The 16656-nt window shown below is 66.6% G+C and carries 15 protein-coding genes; 8 read left to right on the top strand and 7 right to left on the bottom strand.

Annotation, left to right across the window (positions count from 1 at the left end; genetic code table 11):
• The first annotated feature begins 179 nt into the window (after window positions 1-179).
• Complete coding sequence (locus AC1DV7_RS03400) at window positions 180-1292, top strand: carbohydrate kinase family protein (protein WP_477594597.1); 1113 nt, start codon at window positions 180-182, stop codon at window positions 1290-1292.
• 240 nt (window positions 1293-1532) lie between these two features.
• Here the strand turns inward: AC1DV7_RS03400 and AC1DV7_RS03395 are convergent, their stop codons facing one another.
• On the bottom strand, window positions 1533-2777 hold the full coding sequence (locus AC1DV7_RS03395) for a threonine/serine exporter family protein (protein WP_477594595.1): 1245 nt from the start codon (window positions 2775-2777) through the stop codon (window positions 1533-1535).
• 316 nt (window positions 2778-3093) lie between these two features.
• Here AC1DV7_RS03395 and AC1DV7_RS03390 point away from each other — a divergent pair, with 316 nt between their 5' ends.
• From AC1DV7_RS03390 to AC1DV7_RS03380, 3 genes are all read left to right on the top strand, one after another.
• Window positions 3094-4698, top strand: a complete 1605-nt coding sequence (locus AC1DV7_RS03390; RefSeq protein ID WP_477594593.1) for an AlbA family DNA-binding domain-containing protein — start codon at window positions 3094-3096, stop codon at window positions 4696-4698.
• Between the two features lie 157 nt (window positions 4699-4855).
• Window positions 4856-5470: a hypothetical protein gene (locus tag AC1DV7_RS03385; RefSeq protein WP_477594591.1), complete on the top strand. Its 615-nt coding sequence runs from the start codon at window positions 4856-4858 to the stop codon at window positions 5468-5470.
• Window positions 5471-6202: 732 nt separating this feature from the next.
• Entirely contained in the window at window positions 6203-6943 is a 741-nt protein-coding gene (locus AC1DV7_RS03380; protein WP_477594590.1) for a hypothetical protein, read from the top strand.
• A gap of 86 nt (window positions 6944-7029) precedes the next feature.
• Here AC1DV7_RS03380 and AC1DV7_RS03375 read toward each other — a convergent pair whose 3' ends face one another.
• Complete coding sequence (locus AC1DV7_RS03375) at window positions 7030-8055, bottom strand: aldose epimerase family protein (RefSeq protein ID WP_477594588.1); 1026 nt, start codon at window positions 8053-8055, stop codon at window positions 7030-7032.
• Window positions 8056-8247: 192 nt separating this feature from the next.
• Here AC1DV7_RS03375 and AC1DV7_RS03370 point away from each other — a divergent pair, with 192 nt between their 5' ends.
• The 3 genes from AC1DV7_RS03370 to AC1DV7_RS03360 all read left to right on the top strand — a co-directional run bounded on the left by AC1DV7_RS03370 (window position 8248) and on the right by AC1DV7_RS03360 (window position 10306).
• Window positions 8248-9078: a phytanoyl-CoA dioxygenase family protein gene (locus AC1DV7_RS03370; RefSeq protein WP_477594586.1), complete on the top strand. Its 831-nt coding sequence runs from the start codon at window positions 8248-8250 to the stop codon at window positions 9076-9078.
• Window positions 9079-9113: 35 nt separating this feature from the next.
• Window positions 9114-9776: an HAD family hydrolase gene (locus AC1DV7_RS03365; protein WP_477594584.1), complete on the top strand. Its 663-nt coding sequence runs from the start codon at window positions 9114-9116 to the stop codon at window positions 9774-9776.
• A gap of 263 nt (window positions 9777-10039) precedes the next feature.
• Window positions 10040-10306: a hypothetical protein gene (locus tag AC1DV7_RS03360; RefSeq protein WP_477594582.1), complete on the top strand. Its 267-nt coding sequence runs from the start codon at window positions 10040-10042 to the stop codon at window positions 10304-10306.
• Between the two features lie 98 nt (window positions 10307-10404).
• On the opposite strand, the gene AC1DV7_RS03355 is transcribed toward AC1DV7_RS03360, so the two are convergent.
• The 3 genes from AC1DV7_RS03355 to AC1DV7_RS03345 all read right to left on the bottom strand — a co-directional run bounded on the left by AC1DV7_RS03355 (window position 10405) and on the right by AC1DV7_RS03345 (window position 13221).
• Complete coding sequence (locus tag AC1DV7_RS03355) at window positions 10405-11271, bottom strand: hypothetical protein (protein ID WP_477594580.1); 867 nt, start codon at window positions 11269-11271, stop codon at window positions 10405-10407.
• Complete coding sequence (locus AC1DV7_RS03350; protein ID WP_477594578.1) at window positions 11271-11822, bottom strand: SigE family RNA polymerase sigma factor; 552 nt, start codon at window positions 11820-11822, stop codon at window positions 11271-11273. The genes AC1DV7_RS03355 and AC1DV7_RS03350 overlap by 1 nt, the downstream gene beginning before the upstream one ends.
• 802 nt (window positions 11823-12624) lie before the next feature.
• Window positions 12625-13221 (bottom strand): class I SAM-dependent methyltransferase, encoded by a 597-nt coding sequence (locus AC1DV7_RS03345; protein ID WP_477594576.1) that lies wholly within the window; start codon window positions 13219-13221, stop codon window positions 12625-12627.
• 294 nt (window positions 13222-13515) lie between these two features.
• Between AC1DV7_RS03345 and AC1DV7_RS03340 the strand changes: the two genes are divergently transcribed.
• Entirely contained in the window at window positions 13516-14334 is an 819-nt protein-coding gene (locus tag AC1DV7_RS03340; protein ID WP_477594574.1) for a hypothetical protein, read from the top strand.
• Window positions 14335-14506: 172 nt separating this feature from the next.
• On the opposite strand, the gene AC1DV7_RS03335 is transcribed toward AC1DV7_RS03340, so the two are convergent.
• Together AC1DV7_RS03335 and AC1DV7_RS03330 are read right to left on the bottom strand one after the other, a co-directional pair.
• The gene (locus tag AC1DV7_RS03335; protein ID WP_477594572.1) at window positions 14507-15121 is read right to left on the bottom strand and encodes a hypothetical protein; all 615 of its coding nucleotides are present in this window, start codon (window positions 15119-15121) and stop codon (window positions 14507-14509) included.
• Window positions 15122-15500: 379 nt separating this feature from the next.
• On the bottom strand, window positions 15501-16502 hold the full coding sequence (locus AC1DV7_RS03330) for a cell wall-binding repeat-containing protein (RefSeq protein ID WP_477594570.1): 1002 nt from the start codon (window positions 16500-16502) through the stop codon (window positions 15501-15503).
• Window positions 16503-16656 lie beyond the last annotated feature (154 nt).

The raw sequence follows: 16656 nt of genomic DNA, 5'->3' as shown, positions 1-16656 counted from the left end.
GCACCACCTCCACTCACTGCTCGGCAGGCTACCCACGTCCATCGCGAGACGTACCCCAGGCTCGTCATGAGGGTGGTTGCACGGTGGGGTCCCGTCGCGTCACCATGGCCCGGACTCGCCAAAGACGGAGCTTCCCCTGTTGCCTGGCCGGGTCCGGGGGTGAGAGGAGGAGGACACCCATGGGCGCCCACGTCTTCGACCCCCTTGCCGGGCTACGAGCGCCCGGGGGCCCGGAGGTCGACGTCTTCCTGCAGGGCACCGTCTTCCTCGACATCATCTTCACCGGACTCGCGAGCATGCCCAAGAACGGCACTGAGGTGTGGGCCGAGGGGATGGGGTCTTCGCCGGGCGGCATCGCCAACCTTGCCGTCGCCGCCTCGCGACTCGGCATGCACACCGCCCTGGGTGCGGCGTTCGGCGACGATGACTACGGCGAGTTCTGCTGGCGCACCCTTGAGGAGCAGGAGGGCATCGACCTGTCCCGCTCGCGTCGCTACTCCTCGTGGCACTCGCCCGTCACCGTTTCCATCGCGGTCGGGCGGGACCGTCGCATGGTCACCCACGGCCATGCGGCCCCGGAGAACGCCAGCGCCATGATCGGCACCCCGCCCAGGGCTCGGGCTGTGCTGCTCGACCTCAAGGCCGACCAGCCGCTCGGTGCCGGCCACGCCGGTCGCGAGTGGGCCGACCAGGCGCGCAAGGACGGCGCGTTGATCTTTGCCGACGTCGGATGGGATCACACCGGGAAATGGCCGACCCACGTGGTAGACCAGCTCGAGCACTGCCACGCCTTCATGCCCAACGCCGTCGAAGCGATGTCCTACACCCGCACCGAGACCGCGCAAGACGCCCTCTTCGCCCTGGCCGACCGAGTACCGCTAGCAGTCGTGACCAACGGCAACGACGGCGCGCTCGCGATCGACGGCTCGACGGGCGAGGAGGCCGCGGCGCAAGCACTGCGCGTCAACGCGATGGACCCGACAGGTGCCGGGGACGTCTTCGACGCTGCGATCACGCTGGGCACACTCGCCGGCTGGCCGCTGGCCCATCGCCTCAACTTCGCCAGCCTCTGCTCAGCCCTGGCGGTCCAGGAGTTCGGCGGGTCGCTCGCGGCGCCCGGGTGGGGAGACATCGCTGACTGGTGGCACCGCCTACGCGACAACGACGACAGCAGCGCGGCCGCGTCGTCCATGCGTCGACGTTTCGCTTTCCTCGAGGCGCTGGTACCTGTCGGGCCATCCGACGCCGTCCGTCGCGCCGCCGCCACCATTGCCAAGCAGTCGGACGTCTGACGCAACCAGACCGGCCTCCCGGCAAGCCTTGTCGCACGTCGTCGAGTGCTTCAGGTCTTGGTTCTAGAAGCCAAAGATGCGCCAAGTCGGCAGATCATGAAACGGGGACGTCATAGTCCTCTAGCGGCGGATAGACGAACTTCTGGAGGAGTGAGTACGCCTTTGGAAGCAACGCTGCGAGCTCGTGGTCGTTTCTTGCACAGAGGCCCCCCTCTCGCATCGGCAGCTGTTCGTGATGGCTCACGTGGGGGGCGCGGCCAGCCGCCCACGCAGGGAGCTGCCGAGGGAGGAGCCCACCAGCAGGCCGAGAGAGATGGCGATGACGACCCCGAGCACGCCCAGGGCGAGGTCGGTGGCCGACTCGCGACCCGCCGCGAGTTCGGTCACTCCCACGAGGCCCAGGCTTCCGGGCACGAGCAGCCAGAACGCCGGCAGGAAGAGCACAAGACGTGCCACCTGCGGTCGTCGGAGCTCTACCACGCTGGCACCGAGGCTGGCCGCGATCGCCCCGAGGAACCCTCCCAGACCTATCGAGCCGAGCTGTTGCCCGGCGACCTGGGCGCCGAAGGCCAGGCTCAGCACGAGCAGTACCCAGCCCTGCATCCGCAACGGCACGCCCTCCATCAGGCAGATGCTCAACCCGATGAGCAGCAGGCCGACAGGCGCACCGCTCCACCCGATCTCGTCGACCCGGACATTGGCCAGCGTCGCGGACGGCACGCGAAGCAGGGCAGTGGCCATGAGGAGTCCCAGCGCGAACAACGCCAGCTGCACCAGGCCGTAGGTGAGCCTGGCCGACCCGGCCTGCATGTGTCCGGCGGCGAGCTCTGACATGCCGTTGACGACCAGCGCTCCGGGTAGCAGGACCGCCAGTGGCGGCAGGACGGTGCGCAAGGGACCCTCCAGCAGTCCCGCGTTGGCGGCACCGAAGACGGCCAAGGAGACCACGAACGCGGCAAGGGTCGGCAGCAGCGCCTTCACCACTTGGTACCGCTCGGCCAGCTGGACGAGCACGAACACGATGACTGCCCCCGCGGCGGCCGCGGCGAGGTTGGCCCAGCCGGGTTGCAGGATCAGCGCAATACCGACGGCGAGCACGGGCCAGGCCAGGGCGACCAACCACTGCGGGTGCCGGACAGGGCGACGCGCGACCTCCGCGAGCTGCTCGCGGGCGGCTCCGGGTGCGAGCTCGCCCCGGATCAGTTGGTAGCGGATTCGGCGCACGCTCGCGGACTGGTGGAGACGCATACCGGGGGGAGCCGACCGATACGTTGAGGGACCCCCTTCAGTGAGGGTGACGACCAGGCCCGTGGGACCGACTGCTGTCTGGACGTCGGGGTAGCCCAGTTGGACGGCGACCTCGGCGAGCTCCTCCTCCATCTCCTGCACCGGTTGTCCGGTCGCGATCATGGCGGTGCCGAGGTGGGCCAGCAGGGCGCGGGTCTCGGTTGCGTGGGCGTCGTCAGCGGTACTGGGTGGGGGCATCACGACTCAGCGCGCGCCGACGGGCCTGACTGGGACAAGCCTGCCGGTCCTAGTAATACCCGCGCGGCTCGATACCCGGAGTCGGCCGCCTCTACATGTGCTTGCGTCCGCGCCTTTCCACCCGAGTCCTCATAGCTATCCGCTGCCAGGTGTCCGGTCATGCTCGTCATCATGTCAAGGCAGACGACCAACCTGCATCAACGCGGCACAAGCGGCGGTATGACGCGGTTCGCGAAACGCCGAGGGCGGAAGGAGACGCCCTCGAACGCCACGTGCTTTGCGCACGATGTCAGTCCGAGATGGTCGAATGCTCGTTATGAGTGACTCCACCGTGGTTGTCGAGCCCGTCGTGACGGCGGAGAAGTTGCGAACCCTCCTTGCCGTCGGTTGCGAGGTGTCGAGCCTCGATTTCAAGCAGCGGGTGGATCTCGACGATCACGGCGAAGTGGTGGAGTTGGCCAAGGATGTGGCGGCGATGAGGTCGTGCGGTGGCTATTTGATCATTGGCGCGGACGACCACGGGAACCCAACGGGCCTCATGGTGGCTGCCTTGTCGGAGAAGTTCGACGAGGCGAATCTTCGCCAGAAGCTGGAGCGGTTGTTGCACCGAACCGACGTCGTGTCGGCCCAGCATGTGATTGACGGCAAACACCTTGTCTTGCTGTTCGTGCCCAGGCACCAACTTGGATTCACCGTCATCAGGGCGATCGGCGAGTACACCAAGCCGGGAGGCGGACAGAAGACGGTGCTGCGTCCGGGTGATGTGTTTGTGCGCCGCGGTACGTCCAGCGAACGCTGGGGTGAACATGACGTACAGGCACTCCTTGGTCCCCGTGATTCATCGCTGCGTGAGACGCATCGAGCAGAGTTTGCAGAGATGGTCGCGGCGATCCAGACCGGCGCGAAGGGCCAGGCGATCGCATCTGGGCCCGTGCAGGCGCTCGTTTGGCAGCTCGACCAAGGGTCGTTTGACGGCGCAGTCGTGGAACTCATTCGCCGCAACGACCTAGTTCCCATCCGGCTGTTGATGATCCGGCTACCAGGGGAAGCTAAATCAGCCGCTGGTCGTGGTGATCGAGACGTCTTCGGCACGATCCTGGATCGGTTGGTCTCCGTTGGTGCGCTTGCCCTGACGCTTGACCGGGCGGACATTGCGGCTGACGTGATCGAGTGCCTCACCGACGTCTATGGCGCGCCGCTTGAGGCCACCGCCAGTTTGGAAGCTAGACCGCTTGCTCAGTCGGTCTATTGGCTCGACATCCTCAGCCGTGTCGTGGCACTCGGGGGGTTGGCGGTTGTTCTAAAGGATTGGGCGACGGTGCGAATGCTGGCGATCCAGGCTTCGCCCGACAGCTGGTACGTCTCCTGGCTTCGGCATGGCCTCACGATCGCGGCTCGCAGCAATGCATTCCCCAAGACGGCGAGCGGCCAGGAGGAGCAAGGGGCGCTTATCCCGCTTGCTCGCAGAGTGGTACACCATCTCCCCGCTCTCCGACCATACGTCGTCGATGACGATGGCTATGACCCGGAACCCGGTGCTGAGATTGCGCCGACCGACCCAATCCTTAACTCGCTCTGCGCATTCGATGCACTAGCGGCCCTAGTGGTCTTGACCCAGATCGATCCCGAACGGTTCGACGCGCACCAGTACTACCCGTCATTTGGGCACTACTACTCCAAGCGCTCGGAGCCGCACTGGGCTCGCCTACTCAAGGACAATGCAATGCGTACGGCGCTGCTGCCCGACGCCGACGATGACGCTGTCGCGATGGCTATGGCTGGAGTCGCCGACGTGGCACACAGTGTCGTCCAGGGCCGCTGGGGGCTGTGGGAAGTGAACGAAAAGGCGGTTGGAGAGTTCATACAGGAATGGCGTCGGCGGGATACCGAACAGAGGGAAGAGCTAGAAGCCAAGACTTGAGAGCCGCCGCTCGCGCTGCGACACGACGAACCGGCGGCCCTTGTATCGACCGCCGCGCGCGGCGGTCGATGCCCCCCTGGAGCGCGGGATCCGCGGAAGTGCAGATGCGAGATATGGCGTTTTGAGATACTCGCGTAGTGCGAGGAGGGTCGAGTCGATGCACTCTGCAGATGAGCGGGCGCATCGCCTCGGCATTGGCGCGAACACCCAGCTGTCAGAAAGGGTTGGCCGAGTGATCTTTGGCAGGAAACGGCAAGACGCTGGGCGGCCTGCTGGGCAGACCGCACGCTTTCAACAGGCCGATTTGGTGGCGATGCTGGAGCAGCGACGCTGTCAGGTCCGCTTCGCGTCGATCATTCGAACCCCGTTCCGAGCAGATGGCGCCTTCCAAATGCCGTGGCAGCAGATGCATTGCGTCCTGCTTGCTGACTGCCTTCAGCTGTTCCACATTCCACCGGACATGCGGGCGAGCATGCAGTGGCTGAATTACGATCTAGCCTTGTCGGACATCGAGCGGGTCTCGATGACATATGACGCCGGGGCCAAGAGGGAGTTGCTGGGGGATGACCTGCTCAGCATGAACGTCGTAGGAAGCCCGCTGCTAGCCATGTCCGCCTCGTCGCCTGTTGAGGCAATGACGTCAGGTGGAGCCAGCACGGTTCCGCAAGTCCTTGTTATCGCGCCCGGATACTTCGACCCCGACGGGGACGCAACAATCGAATCGCTTGCGAGGTTGCTCACTGGTGACTCGAGACCCCTGATCAAGGGCTGACCCTCAAGCGCGCTGCTCCATGGCGGTGGACAGAGCGCTCAACGGATCCGAGTCCGACTGGCGGCGGAATGACGCGGCCCGCCCCAGTGTCTGGGCGCGGCGGGATCAATCGAGACCTCTTCGGTACGCCCCGTTCGCGTCCTGAACCTCATCATCGGTCAGTGCGAGCTCGGCGCTCGGGCGCGGGACCCCGCCGAGTGCGGGCAGGATTGACTTGCTCCACCGAAAGAGGCCCCCTTCCAGTGCTTCTTCACAGACTTGCCCTCCCGCGTGGTCGCAAACCGATCGCAGGTCTGCTGATCAGGTTGGCGGCCGCTAGAGCACTCAGCCCGCGCGCAAGTTCGGCCCGAGTCGGGATCGCATGGTTGATGCCGTCGGCGGTCGATCAACTCGCTGAGGCAGCATCCCTCGGCGGCGTCCGTGGTGGCTGCGAGGATCCAGGCATCGGCCCAGCCCCACGGCTCGCCCCCGGCAGTCGGCATGTTCGCGAACCTAGCCGAAACCAGAAGGCCGGCTCGCGCCGTCTGACGGACCAGGCCGGCGGCGCGAGCTCCGACGGCTCGCGAGCTCTCGTGGAGAGGCGCTGCGCTGGCCCCGGCCATAGGCTCAACCAAGACTTGAAGGGACACGGAGGTCGTGATGGGTTTCTTGGACAGGCTCCTGGGGCGTGAGCCACAGGGACAGCCCGGGCGCGGGCCGCAGCAGTATCCACCCCAGAACGCAGCTCCGGTGATGTCTCCCGGTCCGGGCAGGACGGAGGCAGGTGGCGGGGAGGACGAGGGGGCCATCGCGCGCTACCGCTACCTGCTGCGCACCGCTCCGCCCGAGGCGCTCGAGCAGGTACACGCCGAAGCCTTCGCGCGTCTGACGCCGGACCAGCGGGCCCAGGTCCTCGCCGAGCTGAGCCGCGACCTGCCACCGGGCGAGCGCCCGGCTGGTGACGACCCGCAGTCCCTCGCGCGCACGGCGACCCGTGCCGAGCTGCGCCAGCCCGGATACCTCGAGCAGACGTTCAGCCGCAGCCGTTTCGGGGGCATGGGCGGCATGGGCATGGGCGGCGTGGGGATGGGCGGCACCATCTTGGGCTCGATGATGGGCACCATCGCCGGTGTGGTCGTCGGCTCGGCCATAGCTGACGCGTTGTTCGATGGCTACGGCGACTCGCCCGAGGCCGCGCAGGCCCACGACACAGACACCACGGGCGACGACACCAGCAACGACACTGGCAACGACGACAGCGGCAACGGCGACACCAGCAACGACGGTGCTTCGGACGGCACAGGCTCCGATGGTCAGAGCGCCGGGGACACCGGTTCGGACTACGGGGACGCCGGTTATGCCGATCCCGCGTACGGCGGGTCCGAGGCCACTGGCGGTGACTCCAGCGGCGGTGACTCCAGCGGCGGTGACTCCAGCGGCGGTGACTTCGGTGGCGGTGACTTCGGTGGCGACTTCGGCGGCGGCGACTTCTGATGCCGGTGCGGGCGACTACCCGACAGTCTGTGGAACGAGAGCCGGGGGCGAGGTAGCCCGCAGTGGCGCTGTCCTGCCCAAGCGAACTACGTCTGGTCGAGCATCCACACGGTGGTGTTTCGGTACTCGTCCCGCGGCTCGAGCGTTGCGAGGCCGAGGTGTGCCTGGTTGGGGGCGTCGGGGTGTCGCTGGGTCTCCAGCGCGATGCCGTCGCCCTGCCGTAGCAGCCGGTTCCTGGCCACGGTGCCGCCGTTGAGGAAGTTGCCCGTGTAGACCTGCAGCGCAGGCTGGTCCGTGAGGACGGACAGCCGCCGACCGGTCGTTGGCTCTGCAAGCACGGCCACTCGGCGCAGACCACTTCCGTGCAGGTCGAAGGAGTGGTCGATACCGCGCGCCTGGCGAACCTGTGGGTGGGTGTCGCGGACGCGGTCCCCGATGCGGGCTGCCGTTCGCAGATCGAACGGCGTGCCGGTGACATCCTCCAGATGCCCCAGGGGGATCGATCCTGCGTCGACGGGCAGATACCGGTCCGCGTGCACCTCGAGCAGGTGGTCGTCGATGGACGACCCGTCCGCTGCAAGGTTGAAGTAGCTGTGGTTGGTCAGGTTCACCACGCTCCTGCGGTCACACGTGGCCCAGAGGGTTAGCCGCACGGAGTCCTGCCCCACCTCATACCGGGCCTGAATGGATAGGGATCCTGGGTATCTCTGGTCGCCGTCGGGGCTGACCAGTCCCAGGGTCAGGGAGTTGTCGTCGTGACCGACCAGCGTCCAGACGCGCTGGTCATAGCCCTGGTGCCCGCCGTGCAGACTGTTCTCTCCGTCGTTCGCGTCGAGGCGGTGCGTCGTCCCGTCCAGGGTGAACCGCGCGCCCGCGATTCGGTTGGCGTACCTACCGACGACGGCGCCCTGGTAGTCGTTGTCGGACGACAGGTACGCGGCAACGTCGTCGTAGCCGAGCACGATGCTGGGCTGGCGCGGACCCCAGGCCAGCGACTGGATCGTGGCCCCGAGGTCGAGGACGGTGAGCACCGGGCCTGGGGCACTACCCACCTCGTATGCCGTGACCGGCGCGCCCTCAGGCGTTTCGCCGAACAACCAACGGGTGGCCATGGGTCCCCTTGGGCTTGGAGCTTGGTGGCTAAGACACGCCGGGTCGCTACCGACTGTGTACGGCACCCATCCGCACGGTCAAGGGGCATCCCGGAGAGTCGGGCTGTCGCGGTGTGCGGAGCTGGTGCCGCCGATGGGCCGTGCGGATCCGCTCCATCCCCCGAGCCGGCGGCTGCGAGGTAACGTCGCAGCATGATCGAAGACACGGCGCCAGACGAAGAGTTCGACGTGGATGAGATCCGGCACGGTCTGGAGACCGATGGGGTCATCGCCCTCAAGGGTGCCTTCACCCCCGCTTGGGTCCAGCAAGTGCGCGAGGACATCGACGCCGCGTTCGAGGAGGCGAGGTCCCGCGAGGGCGGAGCGGTCGGCAGGGGGCCGAACCGGTGGTATGTCGAGATCCATCCCGAGGCACTACGCGGCTTCGTCGAGCTGGTCGAGCACCCCTGGGTCCGCGCGGTGTGCGAGACGATGCTCGGGCCCGACTACCAGATCGTCGAGCTCGGCTTTGACACCCCGTTCCCCGGCGCGACGCTGCAGCCGTGGCACCGAGACTTCCCCAGCCCTGCGGAGACCACCGAAGGGCACCGGCTCACTTCCCTGGCGTTCAACCTGACGACCGTGGACACCACCGACGAGATGGGACCCTTCGAGGTCGCGCCCGGCACCCAGTGGGACACCGGGAAAAGCTTTGACCATGAACAGTTTCCGCCACAGTCCGAGTACGCCCGCTACGAAGCGTTGGCGCAGCGGAAGTATCCGCGGGTCGGAGATATCTCCGCCCGCTCGGCCCTGACCATCCACCGCGGGACACCGAACCGATCGCAGGTTGCGCGGCCAGTCCTCGTGCTAGGCGTCGATGCCCCGGGAGCCGGCAACGACGCCCACCACGACCCCGCGGTGACAAGGAGTTACTGGGAGGCGCTCCCTCAGCGCGTCCGTGACCATCTCTCGTGCCGGGTCGTCGACGCACTGTCACCGATCACGCAGAAGCACGACATCGAGGGCCTGGTGATGGGCTGAGTGTGGCAGCGTCCCGGTGCGGGTAGGCAGGGGCCATGGCAGACACGGCAATCTTCGACGTTGACGGAACCCTCGTGGACACCAACTACCAGCACGCCTTGGCGTGGTTCCGTGCCTTTCGTCGTTATGACATCACCAGGCCGATCTGGCGCATCCACCGCGGCATCGGGATGGGTGGTGACCTGTTCGTCTCCGCGGTCGCGGGCCAAGAGGTCGAAGATGCGCACGGAGACGACCTGCGCGACGCGTGGGCGGAGGAATTCGACCAGCTCGTCGGCGAGATCCAGCCCTTCGAGGGCGCGCACGAGCTGCTGGCCGAAGTCAAGGAACGTGGCTTCCGGCTCGTTCTTGCCAGCTCGGGCAAGACCACGCACGTAGAAGCTTTCCTGGACCTCATCGACGGCAAGTCCCTCGCCGATGCCTGGACCACCTCCGACGACGTGGAGAAGAGCAAGCCCGAGCCGGACCTCGTGGCGGCGGCCCTGGCCAAGGTCAAGGGCGCCAGCGGCATCATGGTGGGCGATTCGATCTACGACGCCCAGGCCGCAGCCAAGCTCAACATCCCTACCCTCGGCGTACGCACGGGCGGCTTCTCGGTCGGTGAGCTGCAGGAGTCGGGCGTGATGCAGGTCTTCGACTCGCTGGTGGCCTTCCGCAACGCCCTGGACGGCACGCCACTAGCTCGGGCCAGCCGCTGAGCGAGGACACGTGGGCTGCCCCACCCCGAGGCCGTCACCACCGCCGTCCCCACGGCGGTTCTCGCCGCTGGCGCGCAAACGCGGCGGAATGACGCACCACCCGGACTGCGGCAGAAGCGGACGTTGCCAGCAACCTCATCCCTGGTTGCTCGTTGCCCGGGCGCAGTCCCCGGCGTTTCGAACTCCTCCCGAGCTGCGGGGAAGGAGGAACTAGCATCTGGACGGTCATGGTGGTACCTGACGTCGGAGAATGGGGACGAGTCGTGGACGACGAATGCGCCACCCTGATCTGTGACGTCTCCGTCTCGGTCAACTGGTGGGGCTTCCTTGCAGTGTTGGTGACGGCGACGGCGATCGCGCTCGTTGCCAAGATGTGGTCCGGCGACATCAGCGAGCCTTGGGGCGGGCATCGACCGATCGTCTGGTTCCTGGTGGTGATCTTGCTTCCACCGGTCGGCTTGCTCTTGTTCTGCATCGCCGCGGTTAAGCAGATCAGAGCGGTGGGCCGGAGTCCGGAGTCGGCCAAGTAATTCTGGTCATCGCCCTCGGGCGGGGCGCGGTGGGATGCGCCCCCGGAGCGGCATGTGCGGATGAATCCGTGACTCGAAGTCCGCACGCGGGGGCCCGTCTATCGCGAGGGGGCCACCGTGGTCGACAACCGATCCTGGGCGTACACAGTGAGTGCCAACAACGTCAGGTCGGGACGCTTCTCCGGGGCTTCCAGCCACTCGTGGACGACAACCAAGCTGCCTACGCGGGCGACGCTCAAACCATTTCCGTACCCACCGCCCCTTCCGTTCTTGGGGACCCGGTTGATCTCCCCAGTGAACTGTTCCTCGATCGGCGGGTGAAGCGCCTCGTCATAGGCCAGATAGGAGCCGTCGACACGATAGGTGGGATCCGGCCGGGTGCGGCAGTCCTGAAACTCCTTGCGGAGTTCGGCGAACGCACGCCGAGCCTGCGAGGGGTCGGCGAACCAGAGCACGTACTCGTTCAACCCCCCGCTCAAGGGCACAGCATCGATGTGGTTCCCGGGCTGCACGAGGGCGGCCCCCTGCACTTCGTCAGCCCCCAGGGCCTGAGGGTCCGTGATACAGGCCAATGGTCGCGGCATGTCTGCCGTCATCACGATTCCCTCGTCGTCCTTCAGGCTTTGCGCCCCCGGCGCGTCGAGGTGCTGAACTGCCTCCCACTTGCCCCTGGTCATGGCGACCCACCCCGCCTTGGGCATTACCGGATCGGCGGTGAACACACTGCCCACCGATGTGGCCCAACGGGATGCAGGCCCCGCGGGGGCCAGCTGGGGACGGACTCCGCCACCAAAGACGCCGACACCGAGGGCAAGGAGCGCGAGCAACCCCGCCGCGGCTGACCCCGCGACCGCCCGCCGGATCCGGCGGGCGTGCTCGGCGCTGTGCCGGACCTGGTCTGCGGCAGGCATACGGCCCGGAAGGTCCTCGACCGCCTCCTGCAGGCTCCTGGTCAGGGCGTCCATCACAGTTCCTCCGTCCGGTGAACAAGAGTTGGTTCCGGGGTCGGCACGGTGGGACGCTCGTCCAACAAGGCCGCCAGCGCCGCGCGCCCCCGCACCAGCTGCTGCTTAACGGCGGACACGCTCGCCCCGGTCTCCTCGGCGACCTGTTCCACGGACAGATCAGCCAGGTGATGCAACCCGATGCTCACCCGCTGCGCCCGCGGGAGCTTCGCCAGCGCCGCGATCAGGGCCACGTGATCGGGGTCCAGTTCTGGCTGCCCCGCCGGCGGCCCGTACCGACGCCATGCCACAGCCGCGTTACGCATCCGCCGCCACCGGCTCACCGCCAGACGACGCGAGACCGTACGCACCCACGCCTCTGGGGACTCTAGATCCCGCACTTTCGACCACCGCAACCACGCCCGCTCGAACGCCTCCTGGGCTACGTCCTCGGCCTCGCCGACGTCCCCTGTGAGCAGCATCAGCTGACGCACCACGCGCGTAGCGCTCACGGTGTAGAACGCGTCGAACTCCGCCGCCGCCGTGCCAACCCGACCGTCGCCATCGTTCACCGCGGGCACCTCCGTCACCATCGACCGTCTCACCCTGATGACGTCTGGGGAAGCCAGTCGGTGACATCGACCAACGAACCGTTCCCGTTCGCTCCCCGCTACGTCGGGTGCGGCGGCCAGCGTGGGGCCGGTCTCATCCGCCCAACGTCGGGCGGGACCATCCATTCGTGCTCCGATCGACTGCCCCCGCGAGTTCCCAGATTCCGCGCTTCACGGCGAGAACGTCGCTCATCCGCACATCGGCATGAGCGGACGTCGCGGCGATCCGACTCGCGGCGAAATGGGCTACGTCCACGCGCGGATGTCGGGATCGGCCTTGAGAGGGGTGCCGGGGGGTCATCGCACGGGCCTCTGCTCGCACAGTGGTGTTGTATCCGACGTCCTCACGCCTACGACCTCGTTCGCCGTCGGTGCTGCAGGTGGCCGATCACTCCCGGTGCTGCAACCGCGACAACCGCCACGAGGCATCCGATGGGGATGGGCAAGCAGCAACGGCCGCAGGACACTCGCGTGCCGGTCTGTGCGCTTGTCAGGTAACGCATCTACCGTTCGCGACCCGGGTCGTCCAAGGTCGCCACGAGTCTCAGGTCCGGCATCAGAATCACTAGCGGGGGCACTGCGTTGATCGCCTGAACCCGCAGGCATATCTGGACGTTTGACCGGGCAAGCGGCGTTTGCTCATGAGTTTCGCCCCGTGGTGCGCCACGGGATCATGGGTGCGAACCGCCTGTTGGGTTTGGCTGGTATTCGTCGGTCGGCGCGATCGCCTGTTTCACCGCCCTGCCACATCAGGGCAGTGAGGCTAGCCCCGTCGGCGCAGCCGGTACCACTGTGGCGCCGTCCTGTTCAATGGCCAGCCCAGCCCGGCGGTGTCTGCAGGCTCGACCGTCATCATCTCCCAGTCCGGGAACGCGGTCTCGACGTCCTGCTGGGACGCCGCACCGAGGAAGGACCACGTCCGGGTGGGTCCAAAGGCAAGCATCAGCGTCGTGGCTCCGGGGTTGGCCACGGCCGTGATCCCAAGGCCTGCGGCCCGACGCTCTTCATCGGTCAAACCCTGGAAGCAACCAACATCGAGGAAGAAGTCGAACGTACCCAACCGAGATGCCGGCAGGTCCGTCACATCCCCCACGACATACCTCTCCCCGTTCACGCTCTGGCGCCGCGCGGCCTCGATCGCGACCGGGACATAGTCGAGGCCCACTGCGTACCACCCTCGGCGCGCCAGCTCCGGGGTGTACTGGCCACGGCCACACCCGAGATCCAAGGCCCGCCCCAGCGGGCGGGAACGCTCGGCCTCCTCGCGATCGAGCAGAGCCCCGATGCTTGCTCCCGCGGCGATGCCGTAACGCTCCCAAGGCCTGACCCCGAAGCGGTACATGCGTTCGTAGTTCGTCATTCGGCCGGCCCTTCCGACACACCCAGGTCAAGGGTAGCGCTCCGGCTCCTCGTCGGCCGGTGCTCGGCATTCCGGGCATTTTGGCGGCGGACTCTTCGTCGAACACGGCACGCCCGGCGTCTTACGGCCACGTGGTGGGCCAGCACCACTGTCACCGATCATGGACGGGCCGTCAGCGCAGGTGAGACCCTGACAACGGTTGGCGCGGGGACAGGCGCCGACGGGTCCCCATGGCGCTGAGGTCGACCAAGAGAACCAACCAGGCACACGTTCCCCGCAGCTCGTTGCGGTGGAATGGACACGGGAGGTAGGGATGTCGTCCAGCTCGCAAAATGCGTCACCGACCGCGGCCGACAGGGGTCTGCTGGCAGCGCGGCTAGTCGCCACCGGAGCAGCGCTGTTCTGGGGGTTCTCTTCTTCGGGATCATCGACCTGACGGTCGCGATCGACCAGGACGAACGGTTCCTTGAGCACTACCTGCTGGAGACCGGGTGGGGCCTGCTTTACACGGTCCTGGTCATGGTCCCGCTACTGCTGTGGGGAGTGCACCCCCGTCAGGAGGTCCTCCTTCAGCAGGTCTTCGCCACCGGGGTCGCCGTGATGCTCTCGGGCCTTGCAGCCCTCGCCGTCGGGCAGTGCGTAGCCGCAGCCCTGGTGGCACTCAGCGCGGTGGCACCTCTTCGGGTTGCAGGTCGACCGGCCCTGCTGTGGAAGGGCCTGAGTATCCGGGGCGCCAACCTTGGGCTGCTGACCTTGGCGATGGTCGCGGTCGTCGCGTCCGTCATCTACGCGGTCGCCATGGTCGCGGCGGCGTACTCCGATGCGGTCGATGACGAGACGTGGGGACTGTGGCACCTGCCGATGCAGGCAGGGTTCGGCCTGGCGCTGGCGGCGTCCGCGGTCGTTGGTGTGACCGCCGCGGCGGCCGGGACACCCGGATGGCAGCTGTCCTTCATGCCTGCCGCCCTGTCAGCGGCGTGGTTCGGCGTGGTGTCGATGCTCTACCCGAACCACCTGGGCAGCCTTGGAGCGCTGGGTGGCGCGGCGTGTGTGGCCTGGGGGGTCGCTCTGGCCGTCTCTGCCCTGCTCATGCGCCGTCGTGACCACGCCTGACCCCAGCATCCTTCGCGGTTTACCGAGGAGCGAGCGGTGACTTTCCAAGGGCCATCATTCAGTACTGCAAGTCCATTCAGTACTGGGAATCGCCGGGGAACCTCACGGAACTCGGCGTGGCAGTGCGCGGCACGCGGCGAAAACACGCAGCGCACGCATTGCCAATCCGCGATCAGGTGCCGCCGCCGACTGTCAATCGCACCTCGGCGATCGCGCCCCAGACAGGGCACGTAGAGCCAACGAGGATGTTCAGGGGGAGGGTGGCACCGGGCGCTTTGGTCCAAGACTGGTTGTCGCGCGTCAGTAGCGCAAAGCGGACAACCGCGGTGCCAGAGCCCTCTGCGACGGTCGTGAAACCCGGTTGCATAGCGAGGCCGTTGTTCCAGTTGATCCCGGAGCCTCCGATGAGGGCGCCTGACCCGGTCGGGCGGTCTGGAGTCAGATGTAGGAAGCTGCCCGTGGTGGGGTCCATCACCCCTGGTAGGTAAAGGGACGTGACAGGGGCCGTGCCAAGATCAGCCGCTACGGCCAGCACGGCATCCCCGTTGACGACCTGACCGTTCTTCCCGAAATTCCCCAAACGAATGTCGCCACCACTGGTGCCCATCCATGACATCGAACTGACCGTTGAGTTGGGGCACTGCTGGAGGCCGTCGAAGTAGCGCAACGTAGCCCCTGTCGTGTCCACCTTGACGGGTCCAGCGATCGCTGTTGTCGACATGGCACCCATCAGGACCATGAGCGCTGCGATCACGGCGGCGCGCAGGCGCCATGGCTTCATCCTCATGGCGTCACCCAAGCCCAGATGGACACCAAGTGGGTACAACACCCGTCGTAGAACGCCAAAGGGCCAGCCGCCGTCCGAGCGAGTCGGTCGAGCTCGGGCTCGGGCTCCTCGACGTAGCGCCGTGATGGACAGCTCCTGTGGGCGATCTTCCTGGACATCTGCCTGGCCGACTTCATTGTCCGCCAGTGCGGCACTGGACCTACGACGCGTTCGGGTGGACGACGCCCTCGAGCGTGCCTGTGACCAAATCCATTGCGGCGGGACTGCAATCACCATCTCCGAAACTCAACCGCGTCGGCGAGGTCTTGCCCAGGGCCCAAGTCGCAGGAACGCGGCCAAAGAACCGGGTGGGGCAGCGTACGCCGCCAGCCTTTCGACCTCAGCACTTGATGATGCCAGCGTATGCGACTGCGGAACCTCCCAACACAACCTTGAGCGGATAGGCATGGTCTTGTAGCACCTGCCACGTCGGAGCAGGGTGGCAGGTTGGCCTTGTCAGGATTATTGGGGACCCCTGAACTGGGTCTCTTTCCGCAATACCTGCCACAGGCGAACCAGATAGCGCATCCGCGAAGGACGTACCTGAGGCGAGATACGCAGACTGGGCTGGGTGAATGTCAAAGTCCCTCGCGATGATCGCGGCCGTCTCATACCTGTCGAGCCCGCCCCGCCTGTACATCTCCACGTCGGGCAAGAGCGCCCGAATCTCAGCGACGACGGTGCTCGAGATAACCCCAGTACCTCCAACGACTATAACGTCGGGTGACACAGTGGCCTGTTCGGCCGCAAGGACCCGGCGCGTCGGCGCAGGGAGGTCGTCACGGCGGGTCAGGATCAGCTTTGCGCCAACCGCGGCCGCGTATGCCCCACCAGACAGCCCATCCGGGAAGTCTTGACCCGAGGCTAGAACGTATCTGCTGATCCCGGTGAAGAGGTGAGACACCGCCTCCGCTGTCTCGTAGCGGTCGCGTCCGCTGACGCGGGTGATGGTTGCGCCACCGATGGCGGTCTGGAGCGTTTCGACGACGGGGCCGTTGATAACGCCTGGGCCGCCGATTACGAAGACACGGGCGGGGGCGAGTCGTTGCATTTCCTCAAGGGTCGACTTTGGAACGCTCGACCGACGGACCAGCAAGATCGGGGCACGAAAGTGTGCGGCGGCCGGGCCTGCGGCAAGGGCATCGGGGAAGTCTTCTCCCGACACCACGAACATGACATCTTGCGGTGGGGCGAAGACCCGCTGAGAGATCGCAGCGGCCGTTGCGTAGCGATCACTTCCAGACAGGCGCACTGTTCCTGTTCCGCTGACTGGCGTCGCGTCCGCGATCACAGGTGCGGCAGACAGGAATGACGACAACAGAGCAATGGCCACGATGCCCACCGCCGCGCAACCTCGCTGACCCTTCATGATGACGCATCTCCCTCCCACGCGTGACCAACGCAAACGCAAGCAAAGTTTACGACTCGCGGGCAATGTGCCCATCCCGCGAATGGCGTACGGGCATGCAGGTAATGAGGAATCGGTACAGCCGGCG

Source organism: Pedococcus sp. P2_E4 (assembly GCF_056403935.1).
This window is presented reverse-complemented; position numbering and strand designations above follow the sequence as displayed.

Bases quoted from the DNA above. Each gene is read 5' to 3' on its own strand.
- AC1DV7_RS03365 (WP_477594584.1), top strand. From the start codon at position 9,114: ATGGCAGACACGGCAATCTTCGACGTTGACGGAACCCTCGTGGACACC.
- AC1DV7_RS03375 (WP_477594588.1), bottom strand. From the start codon at position 8,055: ATGGCCACCCGTTGGTTGTTCGGCGAAACGCCTGAGGGCGCGCCGGTC.
- AC1DV7_RS03370 (WP_477594586.1), top strand. From the start codon at position 8,248: ATGATCGAAGACACGGCGCCAGACGAAGAGTTCGACGTGGATGAGATC.
- AC1DV7_RS03385 (WP_477594591.1), top strand. From the start codon at position 4,856: ATGCACTCTGCAGATGAGCGGGCGCATCGCCTCGGCATTGGCGCGAAC.
- AC1DV7_RS03345 (WP_477594576.1), bottom strand. From the start codon at position 13,221: ATGACGAACTACGAACGCATGTACCGCTTCGGGGTCAGGCCTTGGGAG.
- AC1DV7_RS03395 (WP_477594595.1), bottom strand. From the start codon at position 2,777: ATGCCCCCACCCAGTACCGCTGACGACGCCCACGCAACCGAGACCCGC.
- AC1DV7_RS03340 (WP_477594574.1), top strand. From the start codon at position 13,516: ATGGACACGGGAGGTAGGGATGTCGTCCAGCTCGCAAAATGCGTCACC.
- AC1DV7_RS03400 (WP_477594597.1), top strand. From the start codon at position 180: ATGGGCGCCCACGTCTTCGACCCCCTTGCCGGGCTACGAGCGCCCGGG.
- AC1DV7_RS03380 (WP_477594590.1), top strand. From the start codon at position 6,203: ATGTCTCCCGGTCCGGGCAGGACGGAGGCAGGTGGCGGGGAGGACGAG.
- AC1DV7_RS03355 (WP_477594580.1), bottom strand. From the start codon at position 11,271: ATGGACGCCCTGACCAGGAGCCTGCAGGAGGCGGTCGAGGACCTTCCG.
- AC1DV7_RS03335 (WP_477594572.1), bottom strand. From the start codon at position 15,121: ATGAGGATGAAGCCATGGCGCCTGCGCGCCGCCGTGATCGCAGCGCTC.
- AC1DV7_RS03390 (WP_477594593.1), top strand. From the start codon at position 3,094: ATGAGTGACTCCACCGTGGTTGTCGAGCCCGTCGTGACGGCGGAGAAG.